This is a genomic window from Streptomyces sp. NBC_01317 (assembly GCF_035961655.1).
Taxonomy (GTDB): Bacteria; Actinomycetota; Actinomycetes; order Streptomycetales; family Streptomycetaceae; genus Streptomyces.
Window position 1 is genome coordinate 585,183 of the sequence record NZ_CP108393.1, and the last position, 21,454, is coordinate 606,636.

The window sequence follows — 21,454 nt, forward strand, 5'->3', positions numbered from 1 at the left end:
CCGGCGTACCGAGGAGCGAGATGAGCGCGCTCCAGCCACTCAACTTCGCCGCGCTGCCGCTCGTCCTCGCGGGCCCCGTGCTGCGCCGGGTGGACCCCGACAGTGTCACCGTCTGGCTCGCGCTCAAGGAGCCGCGCAAGGTCACCCTCGAAGTGTTCCAGGGCGCCAACGGGGTCCGTACCCCGGCCAACACCGTCATGAGCGGTACCCGGGTGACCACCCCGCTCGGCCCCCATCTGCACCTGGTCGCCGTCACCGCCAGAGCGCGGCCGGCCGCCCCGCCCGACGGCGAGGGCCCCGTGGCGGCCCCGGCGCAGCTCAAGCCCGGCACCCTGCACCGCTACGCGCTGCGCTTCGCCGCGGAGGGCGCGCCGGGGGCCGACGTACCCGTCGACGCCCCGGGCCTGCTCACCCCCGGCGTGATCGCCGCCACGGCCGACGCGGCGCGCGAGGCTCTGCTCTACGCGGGCGTCGCCGACCTGCCCGGCTTTGTCACACCGCCGGCGAAGGTGGGCGGCCTGCGGCTGTTCCACACCTCCGACCGCAAACCGCACGGCGCGGGCAAGGACGCCCTCACCCTTCTGGACCAGATCCTCAAGGCCGACGCGTCCGATGCCGAACGGCGGCCCCAGCAGCTTTTCCTGACAGGTGATCAGATCTACGCGGACGACGTGGCCGACGCGCTGCTGCATCTGTGCACCGCGCGCGGGCGGCAACTACTGGGCCGCGACGAGACCTTCCCGGAACTCGGCCCCGACCAGCTGCGTCCGGGGTTCCGGCAGCCCGTCGTCCGTGACACCTTCAAGCTCTCCACCACCCGGGGCGGCAGCCATCTGCTGCGGTTCGGCGAGTTCGCCGCCATGTACCTCCTGGCCTGGTCGGACGTGCTGTGGCCGGTCACCGCGCCGGAGGCCCCGAAGCCCGGCGCGCCGCCCGCCACGAAGCCCTTCTCCACCGAGCGGCTGTTCTGGGACGTCCACCCGGCTGTCGCCACGGCACTCGGCGTCCCTGTCGGGGAGAAGCCGCCGCCCGAACTGGCCGGCTCCGAGCGCTGGACCGGCGCGGAGGCGGCCTGGACCGATCTGAACGCCGTCCAGAAGCGTTTCGCCGGTGAGTGCGCCCAGTTGGAGGTGTTCCGCGCGGGGCTGCCCGCGGTGCGGCGGGCGCTCGCTAACGTCCCCACGTACACCGTGCTCGACGACCATGAGATCAGTGACGACTGGTTCGCGACCGCCGAGTCCCTGACCGCCGTCACCGGGAGCGAACACGGCCGCCGCCTGCTGGGCAACGGACTGGCCGCCTACGCGGTCTGCCAGGCGTGGGGCAACACCCCCGAGCAGTTCGACGCCGGCCCCGCCGGGGAGGCGGGGCGCGCGCTGCTGGAGGCGCTGGCCACCCCCGACCACACCGCCACCGCCCCGGCGGCGGTGATCGCGCGCCGCACGGGTGTGCCTCAGGGACTCACCACAAAGGGCGAGGTGGACCGCGCCGCCGGCGCGCTGTCCTGGCACTACCGGGTCGCCTGGACCGCGCACCAGGCGCTGGTGCTGGACACCCGTACCGACCGCCGCTACCCGGGCGGTCCGGAGGACCCCGCCGCCCTGCTGATGGGCGATCGAACACTCGAAGCGATGGTGGACGGCGACCCCGACAACGACCTCTCCCACGTCACCCTGCTGATCTCGGCCGCTCCGGTGGTCGGCCATCCCTTCCTGTCCGGGTTCGCCACCCCGGCCGTACGCGGCGCCCGCGCGGACGCCCCCCGCCTGGTGAAAGTACCCGAGGGCTGGGGGCACCAGGCGCAGAGCTTCGAGGCCCTGATCGCCAGGCTGCTGACCGGGGCCGATGCGGTGCCGAGTGGTACGGGAACCGACCCCGCGCCGCCGGCTGTGCGGCGCCGCCGGATCGTGGCGCTCTCCGGCGACGTCGGCTTCGGCTACGCCGCCCGCCTCTCGTACGAGGCCACCGCCGCCTACGAGCGGCCCGGCACCGGCGCCGTACGCGGCGTGGTGGCCCAGCTGACGGGCGGCGCCGCGCTGGCGGAGAACGCCGACAGCCTGTTCCTGCACCGCAACGGCTTCGACGTGAAGGCCCGCGCCGTGCCTTCCGTACGGCGGGTGGCCTGGGCGAACCCGGGCGGAGCGCCGGTCGACGCGGGCAAGGAGCCCGACGCCGCGCACCCGGGTACGTTCCTCGCCTGGCGTCCGAAGGGCTCCCCGGCCGTGGCCGCCGTCACCGGCGCCCACCAGCTCACGAGGACTCCCGAGTGGGCGTACCGGGTGGACTTCTACCGGCACGAGGACCGCGACCGGCTGAACCCTCGCAAAGGCGCCCCGGCGCCGGTCGGCCTGCCGCGAGAAGAGGCCACCCGTAGGCAGTTGCTGGCCGGCTATGTCAGGGCGGCCAAGAACCACAGCGGCTACAAGGACCTCTGGGGCGAGGGAAAGCAGCTGGTCGGCCGGAACAACCTCGCCGAGGTGCAGTTCACCTGGCGCGACGGCGATGCCAAGTCCGTGATCCAGTCGCTGTGGTGGCACCTCGCCCAGGAGCCGACCGGCGCCCCGCTGACCCGGCTGTCCGTACCGCTCGACATCGGCCAGCCTCCTTCGCTGCCGGTGGAGGACCTGCCCGTCCTCTACCACGACCGCACCCTGGAGGAGGGCGACGCGGACAGAGGCCAGGTACGGGACGTCGCCGAACTCCAGAAGGACCTCCAGGAGTTGGGGTTCCTCATCGTCCGCACGCGCGACGGCGGGTACGGCCGGTTCGTGCGGTGGGCGGTGCGCGAACTCCAGACGTACGCGAAGGGCGGGCGGGTGGCGAGGGTCGCCTCCGCCTTCACCCGGCTGCGTACGGCCGTGACCGGCGCGCAGACCACGCTGCGGGTGGACAGCTCCGAGGGGTTTCCCGCCGCGCCCTTCGTGGTGCGGATCGGCTACGAGAACGTCCTGGTGAACCAGGTCGCGGGCAGCGAATGGACGGTGCAGCGGGCCGGGCATGACACCGCCGCCGCCGAGCACCCGGTGGGCGAGGGTGTCACCTGGCTGCCGTACGACACGTCCGTGGGCGAGAGCGAGCAGTGGTACGGCTACGCCTCCGCGCTGGAGAGCGTCGCGGTGCCGGAGGAGCGGCGCTACACCGGTCATGTCAGCGGGGTGGTGGACGCGGGCACCCGCGAGATCATCGCGCGCTGGAAGGCGAACCGCTGGCGCTGCCCGGTCGTCGCCGAGTCGTGGTTGACGAATGCCTCAACGGCGAAGGCCGGCCTCCAGCGTCTCAAAGCCGTGACCGGTGTCCCCGTCCGGCTGGGCGACAACATCTGGCACTGGGACGACCCCGAGGCAGCGGAAGGCAGCGGTGTGATCCGTACCTTCGTCAGGGACTTCTCCGACCACTGGGCCCGCCCCGCCACGCGGCCCGAGGGCAGCACCGACCGCGACCGCGCCACCATCATCGGCGGCCACGAGCGCTATCTGGACCCGGAGAAGGAGTCCGACTCCGACCCCATGGCCAAGCGCGGCGGGCCGCTGGGCGGGCCCGACAAGAACGCCAGCTGGCCCGAGGTGGAGATCACCACCGAGCTGCTGACCGGAAACGCCCCGGGTGCGCTCGACGCGGCGGGCCGGGCGACCTTCCGGGTGATACGCGCGGTGGCGGAGGTGGAGAGCACCGGCTACGTCGACTCCGTGAACGGCTACGACAACGCCTTCACCTCGATGGGCCTGATCCACTGGACGGTCGGCAACCGCACATGGATGAAGATCAAGAAGGAGCCCGAGGACCCTGTCCGCAAGCCCCTGGAGGAGTGGAAGGTCGAGAGCGGGGAGTTGTGGGCGCTGCTGGCCTACCTGCGCACCCGCGACGCGGATTCCTTCCGGCGGGTGATCGGCCATGCGGGCATCGGCGTGGACCGTACCTGGACCGCCGACGGCCACCGGCCCGCTCCCGGTGAGACCTTGCTCCCCTGGGTCAGCGACCTGCGCAAGTACGAGGCCCGCGGTACCGCTACGGATCGCGGCGGAACCGCCCGGCCGCTCAGCGGCTTCACCGCGCCCCCGGGCAGCCGTGTGCCGACCTACGGCCAGTACGCGGAACACGAGTTCTTCAGAACCTGGCACTGGTTCTACCGCTGGACCATGGCGTGCCGCACGGAGGCCTCCTTCCAGAGGGCGATGTGGGACCTGGCCCGGATGCGGCTGCGCGGCATCATGAGCGCCGCCTGGAACGCGACCGGCCCGGAGGCCGACAATCCGTATCCGATGGACGCGGGCGTCACCGTCGGCCAGGTCTTCCGCTCCGAGAAGGCCCTCGCGCTCGTGTACCGCTGGCACGTCCTCGGGCCGGCCTTTGTGATGCGGGCCGGCGGCACGGGTTGCAGCTCACCGCGCCTCCAGCGGATCGTTGCCTCGGCCGTCGCCCACTCCGCCGCCACGGGCGACGGCCTGGTGTGGGGCACCGACCCCGCCCGCTGGGGCGACGCCGCACATCAGCAGGCTCTGGCGGACGCCATCCTCCGGAAGTACCCCTGCCCCTCCGGCGCGACCGGCGATCCGCACCCGGCCAACCACGGCGACCACAAGGGCCAGAGCAATCGCGGGCACACCCTCCGGCTGGTCGAGGCCTGGCCGTCCTGGTACGCCCCGGGCGCGACCCCGGCGGAGCAGACCCGGCGCAATCCCCGCAACTTCCAGCTCCGCCTGGGCGACTTCCCGGCGGGCGAGGCCACGCTGCGGACCTCGACCGACTTCATCCTCGACACCTCCGGCCTGCCCGCGGCTGTCGCAGAAGGGACACCGTGATGACTGCCCCGACCGAACCGCCCGCCCTGCCGGGCATACCCGAACCCGGCGACGGCAACGCCCAGGCGCTGCTCGTCGACGAGGTCCGGCTGCTGCTGGCGCCGCTGCTCGACGCGGCCGGCAACGGATGGCACCGGGACGCGCTGCTCGACGCGCTCGGCTGGGACCTCGCGGCGCTGCCCGGCGGGGACAAGGATCTCGCCGCGTGGCTCACGGACATCGCCGGCGCGGTGACGCGACTCGTGGAACTGGCCGAGGACCCGCCGGACTCGCTGGACGATCTCGTGCGGGTCTTCTCGGCGACCTCCGCGGCCTTCTCGGCCGTACGAGCCCTGCCCGCGTCCCTGGCCGCGCTCGACGCCGCCGCCCTGGCCAGGGACGTACTCGACCATCTGGTGATCGGTCATCTGCTGCGCCACCACCCGGTCCTGCACCACTGCCTGGTGCTGCTCGGCGTGATCGTCCCGGCCGCCGACGCCGCCGTGGAGCCGGGCATCGTCGTCGGTGGCGCGGCCGTGCGCCGTCCGCTCGGGCGGGCCCGGGTGCACCCCGGGCGTCTGGTCGACCTGGTCGCCGACCCGCTCGGCACGCTGCGCGAGGTGTACCTCCCCGAAGCCTCGTTCCCCGGCGGCCTGGCCACCGAGGCCGCCGCCGACGCGCTCGCCGGCACCTTGCTGCCGCGCCTGGGCGCGCTGCTGCGCGCGCTGGGCGTGGACGCCCTGATCGGACTCGGACCGGACGACGACCTCGCGGGGCTGGGCTTCGACGCGGACAGCGTCCGGTTGGGCCGCCGCATGCTCAGCCTCACCCACCAGGCCGGGGACCCGGCGCTCGGCGCCGAGCTGAACCTGACCCTCGGCCTGGCCTCCGAGGAGACCGGCGGGCTCGGTGTGGTGGTCGTCCCCAGCGGCGCCGTGGTCATCGAGCAGCTGCTCGGGCACTGGGGCCTGCGGGTGGACCTCTCGGCCGCCGGGGAAGGGCTGGCCGTCGGGCCGCACGGCGTGACACTGGGCGACGCCTCGCCGCCCCACGCCCGGCTGAGCGCCGAACTGCGCCGCCTCGCCGACGGCGGTCCCGCGCTGTGCCTGGGCTCCGCCACCGGAACCCGGCTGGAGATCGGCGAGGCCCGCTTCTGGCTGACCGCCGAGGCCCTTCCCGCCGACGGCGCCACCGGCGCCGAGGCCGGCACCGAGGTCGAGATCGGCCTGGCGGCGCAGCGGGCCGCGGTGGTCGTCGCCCCCGGTGACGGCGACGGTTTCCTGGCCCAGGTGCTCCCCGCCGACGGGCTGCGCGCCGAGTTCGCCCTCGGCCTGGTCTGGTCGCGCCGCAAGGGCCTGCGCTTCGAGGGCGCGGCGGCGCTGGAGGCCGCGCTGCCCGTGCACCTCACGCTGGGACCGCTGGAGGTCCAGGGAGTACGGCTCGCCCTCGGCGTGGACGACGAGGGGCTCCGGGCCGGCGTCACCGGCACCGTGAGGGTCGCCCTCGGACCGGTCACCGCCGTCGTCGAACGGATGGGGCTGGCGCTGGAGTTCAGCCCCGCGCCCGACGGTGACGGCGACCTCGGCCCGTTCTCCCTGGACGCCGCGTTCGTGCCGCCCACGGGCGCCGCTCTGAAGATCGCGGCCGGGCCCGTGACCGGCGGCGGGTATCTCTCCTTCGACACCGACAAGGAGCAGTACGCCGGGGTACTGGCCCTGGACCTCAAGGGCATCTCGCTGAAGGCGGTCGGCCTGCTGACCACCCGGATGCCGGACGGCTCCGAGGGCTTCTCCCTGCTGGTCGTGATCAGCGCCGAGTTCACTCCCGTACAGCTCGGATTCGGCTTCACCCTCAACGGAGTCGGCGGTCTGATCGGCGTCAACCGGTCGGTCGACCTGGAAGCCCTGCGGACCGGGGTACGCACGGGGGCACTGGACTCGCTGCTCTTCCCGGAGGACCCGCTCGGCCGCGCCCCCGAGCTGGTCGCGACGCTCGGCGCCGTCTTCCCCGCGACCCCCGGACGGCATGTCGTCGGCCCGATGGCCCGGATCGGCTGGGGTACGCCCACGCTGCTCACCATCGACGTCGGGCTGTTGCTGGAGCTGCCCACCCCCCTGCGTCTCGCCCTGCTCGGGCGGCTGCGGATGGCGCTGCCGACACCGGAGGCGGCCCTCGTCGTCGTCAACGTCGACATCGTCGGGACCGTCGACTTCGAGCGCGCCGAGGCGTCCGTGGACGCCTCGCTCCGCGACTCCCGCATCGCGGCGTTCGCCCTCACCGGCGATCTGGCCATGCGCGCCTCCTGGGGAGAACGGCCCTCCTTCGTGCTGGCCGCGGGAGGATTCCATCCGCGCTTCCAGCCGCCGCCGGACTTCCCCCGGCTCAAGCGGCTCACCCTGTCGCTGCTCAGCGGCGACAACCCGCGGCTGCGCCTGGAGTCGTACCTGGCGCTGACCTCCAACACGGCTCAGTTCGGGGCCCGGCTGGAGCTGTACGCCGCCGCCCTGGGCTTCAGTGTCGAAGGCATGCTGTCCTTCGACGCGCTGGTGCAGTTCGAGCCGTTCGGGTTCCTCGCCGAGATGGTGGGGGCGCTCGCGCTCAAGTGCGGGTCCAGGACGCTGATGGGCGTACGGGTGGAGGTCATGCTGTCGGGCCCCGGCCGCTGGCACGCGCGGGGCCGGGCCCGATTCGAGATCCTCTTCTTCAGCGCCGAGATCTCCTTCGACAAGACCTTCGGATCGGCCGTCCCGGCCGCCCGGCCCGAGGGGGTGGACGTCGCCGCGCGTCTCGAAGAGGCGCTGGACGACCCGCGCAGCTGGACCGCCCAGCTCCCCGGCGCCGGGAACTCGGTGGTGACGCTCCGTCAGATCACCGATGCCGAGGACCATGTGCTGGTCCATCCGCTCGGCTCCCTGGCCGTCACCCAGCGGGTCGCACCGCTCGGTGTCACCCTCGACCGCTTCGGTCAGGCCCGGGTCTCCGGCGACCGCACACTGAATCTGACCGCGCTCCGGGTGCGCAGCTCGCCCACCGCGGAACCGGTCGGTCTGCGGACCGCCGAGACCCGTGAGTACTTCGCGCCCGCCCAGTTCCTCGACCTCGGCGACGACGAGAAGCTCGGCCGGCCGTCCTTCGAACGGCTTCCCGCCGGGTGCGCGGCCGAGCCCGCCGCCCGCTTCGGCCGCGACCTCGACGTCCTGCCGCAGGCGGAACCCGACTACGACCTGACCGTGGTGGGCCCGGCAGCCACGGCGGGGGTTTCCTCCCCGCGTACGGTCACCGCTCGCGCGGGCCTCGGAATGCCGGCCGGCGCGGCGACGCGGGTCCAGGACGGCGCCGCGCTGCTGGCCCGTACCGCCGTCTCCCCGGCCGCCCGCGCCGCCACGCGCCGTACCGGCAAACGGCGTTTCACGGCCCCGGGCCGTGCCTTGGGGGTACGGGACACCTCCTTCGCGGTCGTCGGAGCGCCGGCCGACGCGGGCGGTGCGGCCGTTACGGGTGATGCCACCGATACGGCACGGTCCGCGAGCGGCGCCCCGCTGACCTACACCGAAGCGGCCCAGCTGCGCCGGGAACTGGCCCGCCGGGCCCCGGCCTCGCCGTACACCGTCCAGCAGGCACCCGCCTCCCCCGCACGGCGCACCGACGGCCGGGCGACCGGCCCGGCCGCAGCACCCGATGCCGTGGAAGCGCTGTCCGCGCCCGCCGCACCCCCGCGCATCCGCGCCACCACCCACCGCCCCTTCGCCGGTGCCCGCGCCGGCGCGACCTCCGGAGGTGCCGGATGACCGGCGGCCTGACCTTTCTGTCCTGGGTCCGTGAGGGCCTGGCCGCCGGCGGTGTCGCCGACGACCCGCTGACCGGCCCGCTACCGGCCCGTACCGCCCTCACCCTCCACCCACGGGTCAACGAGCGCCCCGAACGGACCGTGCGGACCCGCCTGTACGGTCCGGGGGACATCACCGCCCTGGACCCCGCGCAGATCCTGCGGACCTTCCCGGCCCCCGACAGCCGCGACGCGGAGCCGCAGCTCTTCGCCGCCGTCGAGTTCGACCGTCCCGACCTGCCGTGGATGTTTTCCCCGGCCGGTGCCACCACGCGGGGACGGTTGCGCCCCTGGCTGGTCCTGGTCGTCGTGGAGGCCGCCGGAGCCGTCCTCGACACCGCCCCCGGCGGCGGGCTGCCCCGGCTGGTCTGCTCCCCCGCCGAACTCCCCGACCTCGCGCACTCCTGGGCATGGGCGCACGCCCAGGTCACCACCAACGCCCCCACCGGGGGCACCGCCTACCCGGAGGAGGTGAACGACCTGCTGGCCCACGCGCCCGAGCGCACCCTGTCACGGCTGCTGTGCCCGCGCCGGCTGGAGCCGGAGACCAGTTATCTGGCCGCCGTCGTCCCCGCCTTCGAGGCGGGCCGGCTCACCGGCCTCGGCAAGGCGCTGCCCGCCGCCGACCGGGCGGAACTGCGGCCGGCCTGGCCGCCGGTGCCCGGCGCCGAGGAGCCCTGGCAACTGCCCGTGTACCACCACTGGTTCTTCGGCACCGGCCTGGACGGCGACTTCGAATCCCTGGTCCAGGCCCTCACCCCGCGCGCCCTGCCCGGCGACGTCGGCACCCGCCCGCTCGACGTCGGCCGGGCCGGTGACGGGCTGCCCGCGCTGCCGCCCGGCGGCCCGGGACGGCTGGTGGACCTCCAGGGCGCGCTGCGTACGGCGGGCACCGAACCGCTTCCCTGGCACGACGCCACCGCCGCCGCGTTCCGCGCCGCGTACAGCCGCGTCCTGGACGGCGGACCGCCGGGCGCGGCCGGCGAACCCGAACTCGCCCCGCCCGTCTACGGCGCCGCGCAGGCCGGCGGCCCCCACGCGCGGACCCCCGGCGGCGGGACCCGGCTGCCGGGACCGCAGGCCGGGCCGTACTGGCTGCGCCAGCTCAATCTGGACCCCCGCCACCGTGCCGCCGCCGCCCTGGGCGCCGAGGTCGTACGGCACCACCAGGAGGATCTGGTGGCCGCCGCCTGGGACCAGGCCGCCGATCTGCGCCGCGCCAACGACGCCCTGCGCCAGGGCCAGTTGGCCCGTACCGTCTCCGACAGTCTGCACCGCAGGCTCGCCCCGCCACCGGGCGACGACCTCGCGGACGCCCGGCTGCTCCAGATCACCGCCCCCGCCCGTGACCTCGCGGGGTACGGCTCCGGCACCGCCGCCGGCGAGGTCGACCGCAACCGCGAGGCCGCCGCGGCGCTCACCCCGGCCTTCCGCCGGCTGCTGCGCCCCGGCGGCCCGCTGGCCGCGCGCACCGGCGCGGCGGCCGACACCGGCAGCGCCGGCCTCGCGGCCCAGCTGACCGGCCGCCAGGCCACCGCCACGCCGCCGCTCCCCCCGCCGGCCGGCGGGGCGTCCGTGGAGGACGTGTCCGGCTCCGAGACCTTCGGCCGGATCTCCGCCGACCGGCTGACCCGCCGGGGCTGGGAGGACGACCTCCCAGGACCGGCCGAACTGCCCGCCTCCCTGGTCCCCGACATCCGGTTCCTGGGCGCGGTGATGACGACCCGTCTGTTCGCCACCACCCATGACGGCCGGGTGCTCTCCCGCTTCACCTCCTCCCAGGGGACCGTCGGCTGGACCGATCACGGCACCCCGCCCGGCACCACCGCCGTCGGCCCGCCCACCGCCGTCCGCGATCTGCACGCCTTCGTGGTGGGCGCCAACGGGAGCCTGTACCGCCTGGGGTGGGACGGCGACCGCTACGTCTGGCACGACCACGGCCGGCCGCCCGGCGGGCCGCTCGACACCGGCTCGCGCCTCGGATCGGTCGCCCGGAACGAGCGCCGGGTTCCCGGCGGGACGGGCCAGAACGGCATCTACGACAGCGTCTACGGCCTCGCCGCCGGCCAGTTGTGGGAGCTGAAGTTCCTCGGCTCCCTGTGGATCTGGGTCGGACTGGGCACACCGCAGGGCAAGACGCTGACCGGGGTCCCGGCCGTGCTCCACCCCTGGGGTGTCTCGGCCGTCGCCACCGACGGCTCCCTGAACATGTACAGCGCCAACGCGGACGGGGTGTGGAGCTGGCTGGGCGTCGGCCGTCCCGCCGCCGGCTTCGACCCGTACGAGATCCCCGTACGCAACACCGCCTCCTTCCTGGTGGGCCACATGGCCAAGGGCAGGGACGGCAAGATGTACGGCTGCCGGTTCGGCGGCCTCATGATCTACGAGTGGTACGCCGTCCGTGAAGAGGTCGGCCACACCCTCGGCTCCATCGGCGACAGCCGGGCCGTGACGACCACCAGCAGCCCCGGCGTCGGGGTGTGCACCGGTGGCACCGACTGGAGTGAACCCGGCGGACGGGCGCCCGGCGCCGCCGGGGCTCCCCTCTACGCCGTGCTCCAGGGCTCGGTCGTGTGGGCCGTACGGGACGGTCTCCTGCTGCGGCTCGATCTCGACGCGGCGACGCCCGCCTGGCAGCAGCTGGACCGCACGGCCTTCTGCGGGCGCGGCGCCCTCACCGCGTATCCGCCGCGTGACATCCGCTGGCGTCCGCGCCTCGGCTTCCGCTCCAACCTGCTGCTCGGCAACGTCTCCGAGAGCGGCGCGCGGTACCGGGCCGGCCGGAACACCGACTTCGACGGGAAGGCCGAGAGCTGGACCCAGCCGTCGCCCCTGCCCGCGCCGGTGGACGCCACCACCGCCATGGGGTTCGCCCTCGCCGCCGCGGACCTGGACCCGCCGGCCGCCGGCCGGGAGCCCTCCCCCGACCTGGTGGCCTTCTGGATCCAGGACCACCCACTGGGCAACTTCGGCATGTACAGCGTGGGCCGGAGCCTCAACTCCGAGGGTGTACCGGCCTCCTGGTCGCCGGCGCAGCAACTCCCCGTCCCGATGAGCACGTCGTACGGCGCCACCGGCGCCCTCAGCGCGAAACACGTCGTCCTGGGCGGCACGGCCACGCTCGCCGATCTCGACAACGACGGCAAGCAGGAACTGCTGGTCGTCCATCTCGCCGGGACACCCGGCAACCAACGGCTGTTCCTGCGGATCGGCTGGGCCCTGGACCCCGTCACCGGCACGGCCACCGGCGGCTGGACCGACTCCGAGGAGATCCCCTGGCCCGGCCGCCCCTCCGACACCGCGCCCGCGGTCCTCGGCATGGGCCTGGCGGTCGCGGACCTCGACGGCGACCTGCGCCCCGAACTCGTGGTCATGCTGATGGAACAGACCGGCGGCGGCGGCTCGGCCACCGTCACCGGCTCCTACCGGATCGGCTGGAACATCAACGCCCGAGGCCGGATCGTCGGCCCCGCCGGCGGCGGTTCGCCGTGGAGCAACGTCCGTACGATCCCGGGCTCGTTCGGACCGAGGATCGCCGGGGCCGGCCTGGCCGTCGCGGACTTCTCGGGCAACCAGCGCCCCGATCTGCTGGTGTTCACCGTGGACGACCCCGACGGCGCGAACCGCGCCTCCTACCGGATCGGCGCCGACGTCAAGGACGGCACCGCCACGTCCTGGAGCACTCCGATCGCCGCCCATCCCGGGGGTTCCTTCGGGTCCTCGGGGCGCGGCGCGGCGGTCTGCGTCACCGATCTGCCGGGCAACACCCTGGCCCACAAGCGCGCCATCGCCGCGAACTTCCGTACCGCCGCCACCGCCCACCAGACGGCGCTGCTCGCGGCCCAGACCCACGCTGTCCGGCACGACGAGCCGCGGCTCGCCCTCAGCGGCCTCGCCGACGCCGTCCACTCGGCGGTCGATCCCGAGAAGACGGTCACCGCGCGGGTCACCGCCCGGCTGGAGGGCCTCGACCTCGACGGCGCCGGACTCCGCGACCCGCTGGGCCCGTTGCTCGCCCCGCCGTACTTCCCGCAGCCCATGGCCGAACTGCTGACCGAGCTGGGCCAGGACCATCTGCTGCCCGGCGTCGAGCGCGTCCCGCCCGACACGGTCACGCTACTGCGCACCAACCCCGCCTTCGTCGAGTCGTTCCTGACCGGCGCCAACCACGAGCTGGGCCGCGAACTGCTCTGGCGGGGCTTCCCCACCGACCGTTCCGCCACCGCCTTCCAGCACTTCTGGGACGCCCGGGGCACCACGGACCCCGGCACCGAGCCGCCCGACGTCCCGCCGCTCGCCGCGTGGCCGCGCCGCGCCCGTCTGGGCACCGTCGCGCACGGTCCCGCCGGGGGCGAGGCCGTGGTGCTGCTGCTCCGCGGCGAGGTCGTACGCCGCTACCCCGCCCTCGGTCTGCACGCGCGCCGGGCGCTCGCGCCGGCGGCCCCGGGGGGCCCGCCCCGGCTCGGCGCCCAACGGATGGACCCGGTCTTCTCCGGCGCCCTGGAACCCGATGTCCTCTACTTCGGCTTCCCTCTCACCGCCGCCGAGGTACGGGGCGGTGGCGCGGGCGGCGACCCCGGGTGGTTCTTCGTCTTCGAGGAACATCCCGGCGTCGCCCGGTTCGGCCTCGACGCCGTACCGGAGCACAACGCCGCGTACGGGGGCGCGCCGGGACACTGGCGGGCCGTCAGCTGGGCGAGCGTCGCGGCCGGGAAGGCCGAACTGGACGCGCTGCGGTACGCCCCGCTGGCCCCGCCGTTCGGCGAGGCGACCCGTCCCCTGCGGCCGGCCCCGGTCCCGCCGGGCCAGAGCCCCGTACCGCCAGGGAGCCCGGGGGCGGAGCCCGCCCTGGCCACCTGGGCCCACAACTCCGCCCACATGGCCCACATCACCCTCCAGCAGCCGGCCAGGGTCGCCTTCCACGCCACCGACCTGCTGCCGTCCTTCGGCGCCGGCCGCCGGATCACCCACGTACGCAAGCGCGCGCCCGGCAGCGACCGGGTGCTGGTACGGGAGCTGGCCGGACCCGACCCGGCCGGCGGCTGGTGGCGGCTGACCGCCGCCCAGGTGATCGCGGCCGTCGAGAACCGCGAGAGCTTCTACGTGGAGGGCGCGCCGGGCCACCGCGTCGCCGTGCGCGTCGCGCACGACGCCAACGGCGTCAAGCGGCTGCGTACCGACAGCGACGGTGACACGGCGGACAACCTGCTGGAGCTGCCCTCGATCCCGCCCGGCGCGGGCCTGCCGCCGCAGTACTCCGCGCACGGCCCGCACAACACAGCGACGGCCGCCGCCGCGCGCGTGGCGGACTCGGCCGACGCCGACGCCGACGCCGACGCCGACAACGCCGCCGACAACGCCGCCGAGGCCGCCGCCACCCCGACCCTTTCCGCCTCCACCCCGACGGACGACGATGCCTGAGACGACCTGGAACCTCTCCGCCCAGTACCCGGTGCTGCTCCTCCCGGTCCGGCTGGAGACCCGCTTCACCGAGAGCCAACTGCTCGTCCGTATCTATCCCGACGAACTCCACATCGACTCCCACGAGCCGCCGCTGACCGCCGACGAGGACCTGTGGGGCAGGCACTACTGGACGTCCGTCTGGGCCGCGCGCGGCGACGAGCCCGACGAGCACGCGGCGTGGGACGCGCTCGCCGAGCGGTACGGCCACGAGCGCGCCGCCTGGATCGCCCGCGTCCTGGAGCCGCTCAACCCGGGGGAACGCGGCCTGCCGGACCCCCGCCCCCGGTTCCCCGTGCTCGGTGCCCCGCGCAGCGGCTCCTGGACCATGCGCGCCGTGGCCCGCGCCCTGCCGACCCGGTGGACCGTCACCGGCTTTCCGCTCGACGCGGCGCAGGTGCCGGTACGGGTCACCGCGGCGGCCGACGTCCCCCTGCCGCTGACGGTGGGCCCCGAACCCACCGCGGACCTCACGGCGCTCGACCCGGCGTCCCCGCCCGTCGACGACGCCACGCGGTGGCTGGTGGACTTCGCCGCCGCCGAGGCCGTCGGCATGGCCGTACGGCTGCCCCGGCGCGTCGGCGCCCTCGACGGCTACCGGCGGCTGGTGGCCCACGGGGTACGGCACACCGACGCCACCACGGGACCCGCCAGCGCGGCGGCCGAGCTGAACGACCTGCTCGAGGCCCAGTTCCACACCCGGGGTCTCGGCTTCGTCCCGCCGGGCGCCGCCAGCAACAACACCGCGACCGCCACCTCCGTACACAGCCGGACCGATCCGGGACAGCGCGCCGCGCTCCAGGTCCGCCACGGTGACGCCGCGCCCACGGACCCCGACGCGGGCTTCCCGCGCCTGCGGCTCGCCCTCGGCCTGTCCCCCACCGCCACCGGCGACCCGGGGCTGCCCGCCGCGGGGAGCGCCGGAGCCCTGGCCCGTGCCCGCTTCGCCGGCCGGACCGAAGAGCGCGCCGCCCGCGCCATGAACACCGCCCTGTGGGGCGCCACCTGGGGATATCTGCTCAGCCAGCTCACCGCGGGCCGGTTCACCGACGAGCAGATCCGAGGCGCCCGCGAGCATGTCATCAGCCATCTGCGCCCCGGCGGGCCGCTGCCCGCCCTCCGGATCGGCGCCCAGCCCTACGGAGTGCTGCCCGTCCTGCCGCTCGCCCGCTGGAGCGAGGTCGAGGGGGCCGCCTTCGGCCGCCACCGGCTGAACCCGGCCGTCGTCCCCTTCCTCCGCCGCCTCCGTACCAGCCTGTGGGAACGCGCCGTCGCCGACCCGGCCGCCGTGCCCCGCGTCACCCGGGGCGCACAGCCCATGGAGACCGTCGCCCGCATCCTGGCGATGGCGCCCACGGCCCGCCGTGTCCACGCCCGCAGCGCCCTCGGGACCGACTACGTCACCGCGCTGTGGCGCTTCGGCGAGCTGAACCTCAACGACCAGTGGCGGGAGGATCTCAGCGCCGCCTCGGCCGCGCTCGCCGGCCGGTTCGGCCTCGCGCCCTTCGACGTCCGGCTGGGGCGGCTCGTCCACGCGCGCGAGTCGTTCCCGCTGGACGCCCCCTGGGTGCTCGCCCCCGAAGGCACCCAGGACGGGGAGCCCGCCCAGTACCTCGCGCGGCTGGGGTCCACCACCCGTAACCCGCTGGACCTCTTCGCCGAGCCCCAGCTGGGCGGCGCCGCCGGCACCCCTCTGCTCTACCGCCTCACCCGGCACTCCCTGCTCACCGAGTACGGCATCGCCGCGACCCGCATCCAGGGATACGGCCCCGGCACCGGGCCGGAGGCGGAACTCGTCGACCTGGACGCCCTGGAGCCCACCCCCACCCTGGTGCGCAGGCTCAACCAGTCGGCGGACCGGGGCGTGCCCGTACGGTTCCTGTTGTACGGGTCGGGCACCGGCGACGCCCGTACCAGCGATCTGATGGAGACGGCCGCCGCCCTGCGGACGCTGGCCGGTACCGAACCGGCCGACCTGGAAAGGCTGTTGGCCCAGCAGCTGGACTCCACCTCGCACCGGCTGGACGCCTGGATCACCTCGCTGGCCGCCAAGCGCCTCGACTGGCTGCGCCGGCCGGCCGAACAGGGCGGGCGGCCCACCGGCACGCATCTGGGCGGGTACGGCTGGGTCACCGACCTGACACCCCGTCAGCCCTCGGCGCCGGTGCCGCCGGCGCGGTACCCCCGCGCCGAGAGCGGCCCGCTGCTGCGGGCCCCCTCCGACACCGCCGCCCCCGTACACGCGCCGTCGCTCTCCCACGCCACCACCGCCGCGGTGCTACGCTCCGCCCAGCGGGCCCACGGCGACAGCCCCGGCGGGCCGCTCGCCGTGGATCTCAGCTCCGCCCGGGTACGCACCGCCGCCTGGATCCTCGACGGCGTCCGCCAGGGCCGGCCCCTCGGGGCCCTGCTCGGCGCCCGCCTCGAACGCGCCCTGCGCGACCATCCGCTGCCCGCGCTCGCGGCCTGGACCGACCGCTTCCGGGCCCTCGCCCCGATCCACGCCACCAGCGTGGACACCGCGGGCACCGCCCGCGAGACCGTCGCCGCCCACGACCTGGTGGACGGTCTCACGCTGCACCGCCGCCGCGCCGCTCGGCAGCTGGATCTGGTACGGGACGTCGGCGTCCCGGCCACCGCCACCGCCGAACTCGCCGCGCTCACCGAGGTCCTGGACGACCTGGACGACGCCGTCGACTCCGTCGCCGACACCCTCCTCGCCGAAGGCGTCCACCAAGCCGTCCTCGGCAACCCGCTCAGGGCCGGCGCCACCCTGGACGCCATGGCCAACGGCGAGGCGCCACCGCCCGAGCCCGAGGTGCTGCGTACCCCCATCGGCGGGGACGCCGTCACCCACCGCGTTCTGGTCCTGCTCGGCCCCGACGGCGCCGCGCGGGACCGCTGGCCCGCCACGCCCGCCGCCCGCGCCCTCCAGGCGCGCAGCGCCGCGGATCCGGCGCTCGACGGCTGGCTCTCCCGGCTGCTGCCGCCGCCCGCCGAGGTCAGCGTCGGCGCCCGCCTCTCGGACGGGACCACGGTCGCCGTCCCGCTCACCGGCCTGCCGCTGGCCCCACAGGACTGGGCGGCCCTGGCACCCGAACCAGCGCCGGACGCCTCGCCGCGGGACGGCGACCTCGGGGGGACCGGGCTCGCGGGCAGTGACCTCGCCGCGCATCTGCTGCTCCACGCCACCGCCGCCGTCGCGGGCAGCGGACGTACCGTCACCGGCCTGGTGGCGCACGGCCCTCGGGCCGCCGGCCTGGCCGCGCTGCTGGAGGCCGCGCGCGCCGCCCGCGACCTGCTCCGCTCGGCGCGCCCGCTGACCGCCGCCGACCTCACCCTGCCCGAACAGCCGCCCGCCACCCCCGTGCCCGCCGACCCCTCACTCGTGGCCCGCGCGGCGGCCGTGCGTGCCATCCTGCGCACCGCGCTCGCGGACGTCTCGCAGAGTGCCGACCCCGCCCGGCTGCGGACCGGCCTGGTCGCGGCCAACCTGCTGGGCGTCCCCGGCGTCGTACCACCGCCGCCCCCGCCCCCGGGCGCTCCCGCCGAACAGACCGGCGCCGACGTCCAGTTGCTCGCCGCCCTGTCCGCCGCGGCCCTCCCCGGGCTGGCGCGGCGCGCCAAGGAGGCAGACGACCTCCAGCAGCAGGTCGACACCGGACACCTCGACGCCACGACGGCCGCACCCCGCGTGCTGGCCGCCGCCCTGGGCCCCGATCTGCTGGTGCTGCCCGCGTTCACCCCGTCCGCCACCAACCCGGACACCTTCCCCCAGCTCCACGCCTCCTTCCAGGCCAGTACGGCGCTCCAGGACGGCGATCCGCTCGCCGCCGCCGCACACCTCAGCGGCCTGGCCCGGGTCCGCCGCGGCCTCGACCGGCTCACCACGACACTCGGTTACGCGGAGGCGCTGCACACCGGCGACAGCCTCACCGTGAGCGTCGCCCAGCTGCCCCACGTCCGGAACGACCGCTGGGCCGCACTGCCCGGCGCCACCGGAGGCAGCCCCGGCAACCGCCTCGCGCTGGCCCTCCATCTGTCCGGCACCGACTCGCTCGACGGCGCCGTCCGGGGCCTGCTGGTGGAGGAGTGGAGCGAAACCGTCCCGCGCACCACGCAGACCACCGGCCTGGCCGTGCACGCGGACAGCCCGGACGCCGCCGCTCCCCAGGCCCTGCTGCTGGCCGTGCCACCGGACGGGCGCGCGCTGTGGGACTCCGCGCTGATCGAGGAGACGGTCGTGGAAGCCCTGGACCTGGCCCAGCTGCGCGCCGTCGACCTGGAGGCCCTGCACCCCGTCGATCCCGACGCCATGACGGACATCGGGCAGTTGCTGCCCGCGGCCGTACTCGCCACCAACGTCTCGTCCACCGAGGTCGCCTCGACCGACTTCACCCGGGGGCTCACCGGATGACACCCGCCCGGCCGGCACCCGGTCCACCGGCACACGCCGCTCCTCCCCCGCCCGCTCCCACCGCCCTGCCCGTCACCGCGTACGCGAGGTAGCAGATGCCTTCCATCACCAGCTGGACCCGACTCGAACCCCGCGCCCGCTCCGGCGATCTGCGGCCCGCCCTGGAGGCCCAGATCCACGACCCGTTGTGGCTGCTGGCCCGCCAGTGGCAGTTCGGCGAATACCTCGGGGACGACGCCGGCTCCCCCATCTGGGTCCGGGTACGCGGCCAGTCCGACGCCCTGAGCGCCTACCGCCCCGGACCGCTGCCCGCCACCGGCTCGCCCGGCGCCCCCCAGGGGTACGACGCCGGAACACCCCTGGAGGCCCTCGCCGAGCGCGAGGCCGCCCCCGCCACCGACCTCCGCGCCGCCGCCGAGTCCGGCCAGCACCTGCTGCGCCTGCTCGACGCGGCAGGACAGGGCGCGGCCTCCGCCGCCGTCCTGCGCACCTGGCCACTGCCCGGTCCCGACGCACCCGGCGCCTGGCCGGTCACCACCGCCGTACGCCGCTTCCTCACCGTGATGGGCGGGCGCGCCCCGCACGGACACACCGCGGCCGACGCGCTCCGTACGGCGCTGGCTTCGGGCACCGTACCCGCGGCCCTCGGCCTGACGCCCGCTCAGGTCCAGGCCGCCGTACCGGTCCTGCGCACGTGGCTGATCTGGCACGACGCACGGTTCACGGCGGCCGCCGCCGAGCGGGAGGCATGGCAGGCGGACCGGCTGGAGTACCGCTTCTCGGTCGGCGCGGACGTGGGCGGCCCGCTCACGGACCCGGACAGGGCCGGTACGGAGGTCACCCTGGACGCCCCCGGGTATCCGGGCGGCCGTCTCGACTGGGCCGACTTCACCGCCACCGGGCCCACAGGTCTGTCCCCGAAGCCCCGGCGCACCGAGCTGACCACGACGGTCTTCCCCGCGCCCGCGGCCTTCCCCGGGATGCCCGCCCGCCGCTACTGGGAGTTCGAGGACGCCCGGGTCACCCTCGGCGGCGTGGACAGCGCCCCCGACGACCTGGCCAGGATGCTGCTGGCCGAGTTCGCCACCGTCTACAGCAACGACTGGTACGTCGTCCCGCTGGAGATTCCCGCCGGGACACTCACCACGCTCAGCTCCGTCGTCGTCGGCGACACCTTCAGCTCCGTCCTGGGCGGCCCCACCCTGATGCCACCGCCCGGCGGGGGAGCGGGCGACGCCCACTGGTCGATGTTCACCCTGTCCACGTCCGCCGGAGGCCGCCACCCGGCCTTCCTGCTCCCGCCCGCCACCGCGGCCGGACTGGAGGGCGAGCCTCTGGAAGAGGTCCTGTTCGCCCGCGACGAGGACGCCAACCAGGCGTGGGCGATCGAACGTACCGTCACCGACACGGCGGGCTCCCCACTGGACCGTACCCGTATCAGTGGCCCCGCCCCCTCGCCCGTCTCCTTCGCCAAGGGCACCCTGGGCTACCGGCTGGCCACGGAGGTCCCCGAACACTGGATACCGCTGCTCCCCGTCGAGATCCGGCCGGGAGCCGTACGGCTACGGCGCGGTCATCTGACGCGGCGCCGGCCGGACGGCGGGCGGGAGCCCGTCCTGCCGCTGGGACGACTGCTCACCCCGGGCCGGCAGCTGGACATCCGCGAGGAGGAGGTTCCGCGCGAGGGCGCGGCCGTCACCCGCACCTGGCAGTACGCACGGGGCGCGGACGGGCGGGCCCGGCTGTGGGTCGGGCGCCGCAAGCGCACCGGGCGCGGCGAGTCGTCCAGCGGCCTGCGGTTCGACTCCCTCGTCGAGGGGACCGACCCCGGTCCCTCCCCGACGGGCTGACCGACGCGGTACGTACGGGCCAACCGGCCATACCAACATGACCTGCCGGGCATCGCCACCCGGGCCGTCGCGGCATTGGGCCGGACGGCCCACCCGGTGGGGCCATCCGGGTGAGAACGGGCGTTTCCCGGGCGGGAACGGGCCTCACCGGGGTGTGCCCGTGCCATGAAGGTATCCAGCCGGGGAAACAAGCCCGGAGTTCATCGACAGCAAGAGGTAACCGTCATGAGCGCACCGACCATCGGGCACCGGGCCATCTCCGTGCTCGCCGGGGTTCTGCTGGCGGGGACGGCCCTGGCCGCCCCCGCCGTCGCCACGGGCCACCCGTCAGGCCCGGGCCCGGAGTCCTTCACCACGCAGGCCGAGCCCTCCGTGGCCGTCGTCCACAAGGGCCGGGTCATCGCGAGGCCGGCCGTCAACGTACGGCCGACCCCGAACACCAGCAGGCCGCCGATCGGCTCCATCCCGTACGGCACGGTCATCGAACTGGCATGCAAGAAGTCCAACGGTGAGGTCGTGGACGGCAACCCCCGCTGGTACAAGCTGCTCGGCAGGGCCGGCTGGGTCGCGGCCCGCTGGGTCGAGAACGTCACCGCGGCACCCCCCGAGTGCCCGTGATCCACTGATCGCCCGGCGCCCCCGTCCTGAGCGGCGGGGTGCCGGGCGACGTGTGTTCAGTTGTTGACGTCGTCCGAGTAGTCGTCCGCACACTGGTCCTTCTCGGACTGGCTGTTGGCGTGTTGCACGCAGTCGTTGAAGTCCTTGAACTCGTCCGAGTTCAGCAGCGACACACCGACGGTGACGATCACCGCGGAGACGATCAGTCCCAGGGCGCCCAGCACCGCGCCGACGATGGCCATCGTCCGGCGGGGCGCCCGGCCGCCACGAGCGCGGCGCGCACCGAGAATGCCGGTCACGATCGCCGCCAGGCCCAGCAGGATGCCCCCGATGACCGTCCAGAACAACACGCATGCGGCGATCCCCAGAACCAGGGCCGCGACCGCGAGGCCGTTGCTCCGCGCGGGGGCCGGTTCGGTGTGGAGCTGCCCGTCGTGGGCCGACTGCTGCGGGTAGTTGGGCAAGGCCATCGGTCTCACACTCTTCTCTTCGGCTCGTCCCGTTC

7 protein-coding genes are annotated in these 21,454 nt (G+C 75.1%); 6 read left to right on the forward strand and 1 reads right to left on the reverse strand.

What is annotated here, in order from left to right:
- The first annotated feature begins 20 nt into the window (after nucleotides 1–20).
- The 6 genes from OG349_RS02490 to OG349_RS02515 all read left to right on the forward strand — a co-directional run bounded on the left by OG349_RS02490 (nucleotide 21) and on the right by OG349_RS02515 (nucleotide 20,949).
- A complete protein-coding gene (locus tag OG349_RS02490) occupies nucleotides 21–4,799 on the forward strand; it encodes a hypothetical protein (RefSeq protein ID WP_327232994.1) in 4,779 nt (1,592 codons plus the stop codon).
- On the forward strand, nucleotides 4,799–8,566 hold the full coding sequence (locus OG349_RS02495; protein WP_327232995.1) for a DUF6603 domain-containing protein: 3,768 nt from the start codon (nucleotides 4,799–4,801) through the stop codon (nucleotides 8,564–8,566). Before OG349_RS02490 ends, OG349_RS02495 begins: the two co-directional genes overlap by 1 nt.
- Nucleotides 8,563–14,025, forward strand: coding sequence for a DUF3892 domain-containing protein (locus OG349_RS02500; protein ID WP_327232996.1), 5,463 nt, complete (start codon nucleotides 8,563–8,565; stop codon nucleotides 14,023–14,025). Before OG349_RS02495 ends, OG349_RS02500 begins: the two co-directional genes overlap by 4 nt.
- A complete protein-coding gene (locus tag OG349_RS02505) occupies nucleotides 14,018–18,481 on the forward strand; it encodes a hypothetical protein (RefSeq protein ID WP_327232997.1) in 4,464 nt (1,487 codons plus the stop codon). The genes OG349_RS02500 and OG349_RS02505 overlap by 8 nt, the downstream gene beginning before the upstream one ends.
- A 95-nt stretch (nucleotides 18,482–18,576) precedes the next feature.
- Nucleotides 18,577–20,331, forward strand: a complete 1,755-nt coding sequence (locus tag OG349_RS02510; RefSeq protein WP_327232998.1) for a hypothetical protein — start codon at nucleotides 18,577–18,579, stop codon at nucleotides 20,329–20,331.
- A 225-nt stretch (nucleotides 20,332–20,556) separates the two neighbouring features.
- Entirely contained in the window at nucleotides 20,557–20,949 is a 393-nt protein-coding gene (locus OG349_RS02515) for an SH3 domain-containing protein (RefSeq protein ID WP_327232999.1), read from the forward strand.
- 56 nt (nucleotides 20,950–21,005) lie between these two features.
- Here OG349_RS02515 and OG349_RS02520 read toward each other — a convergent pair whose 3' ends face one another.
- On the reverse strand, nucleotides 21,006–21,419 hold the full coding sequence (locus OG349_RS02520) for a DUF4190 domain-containing protein (RefSeq protein ID WP_327233000.1): 414 nt from the start codon (nucleotides 21,417–21,419) through the stop codon (nucleotides 21,006–21,008).
- Nucleotides 21,420–21,454: the final 35 nt, after the last annotated feature.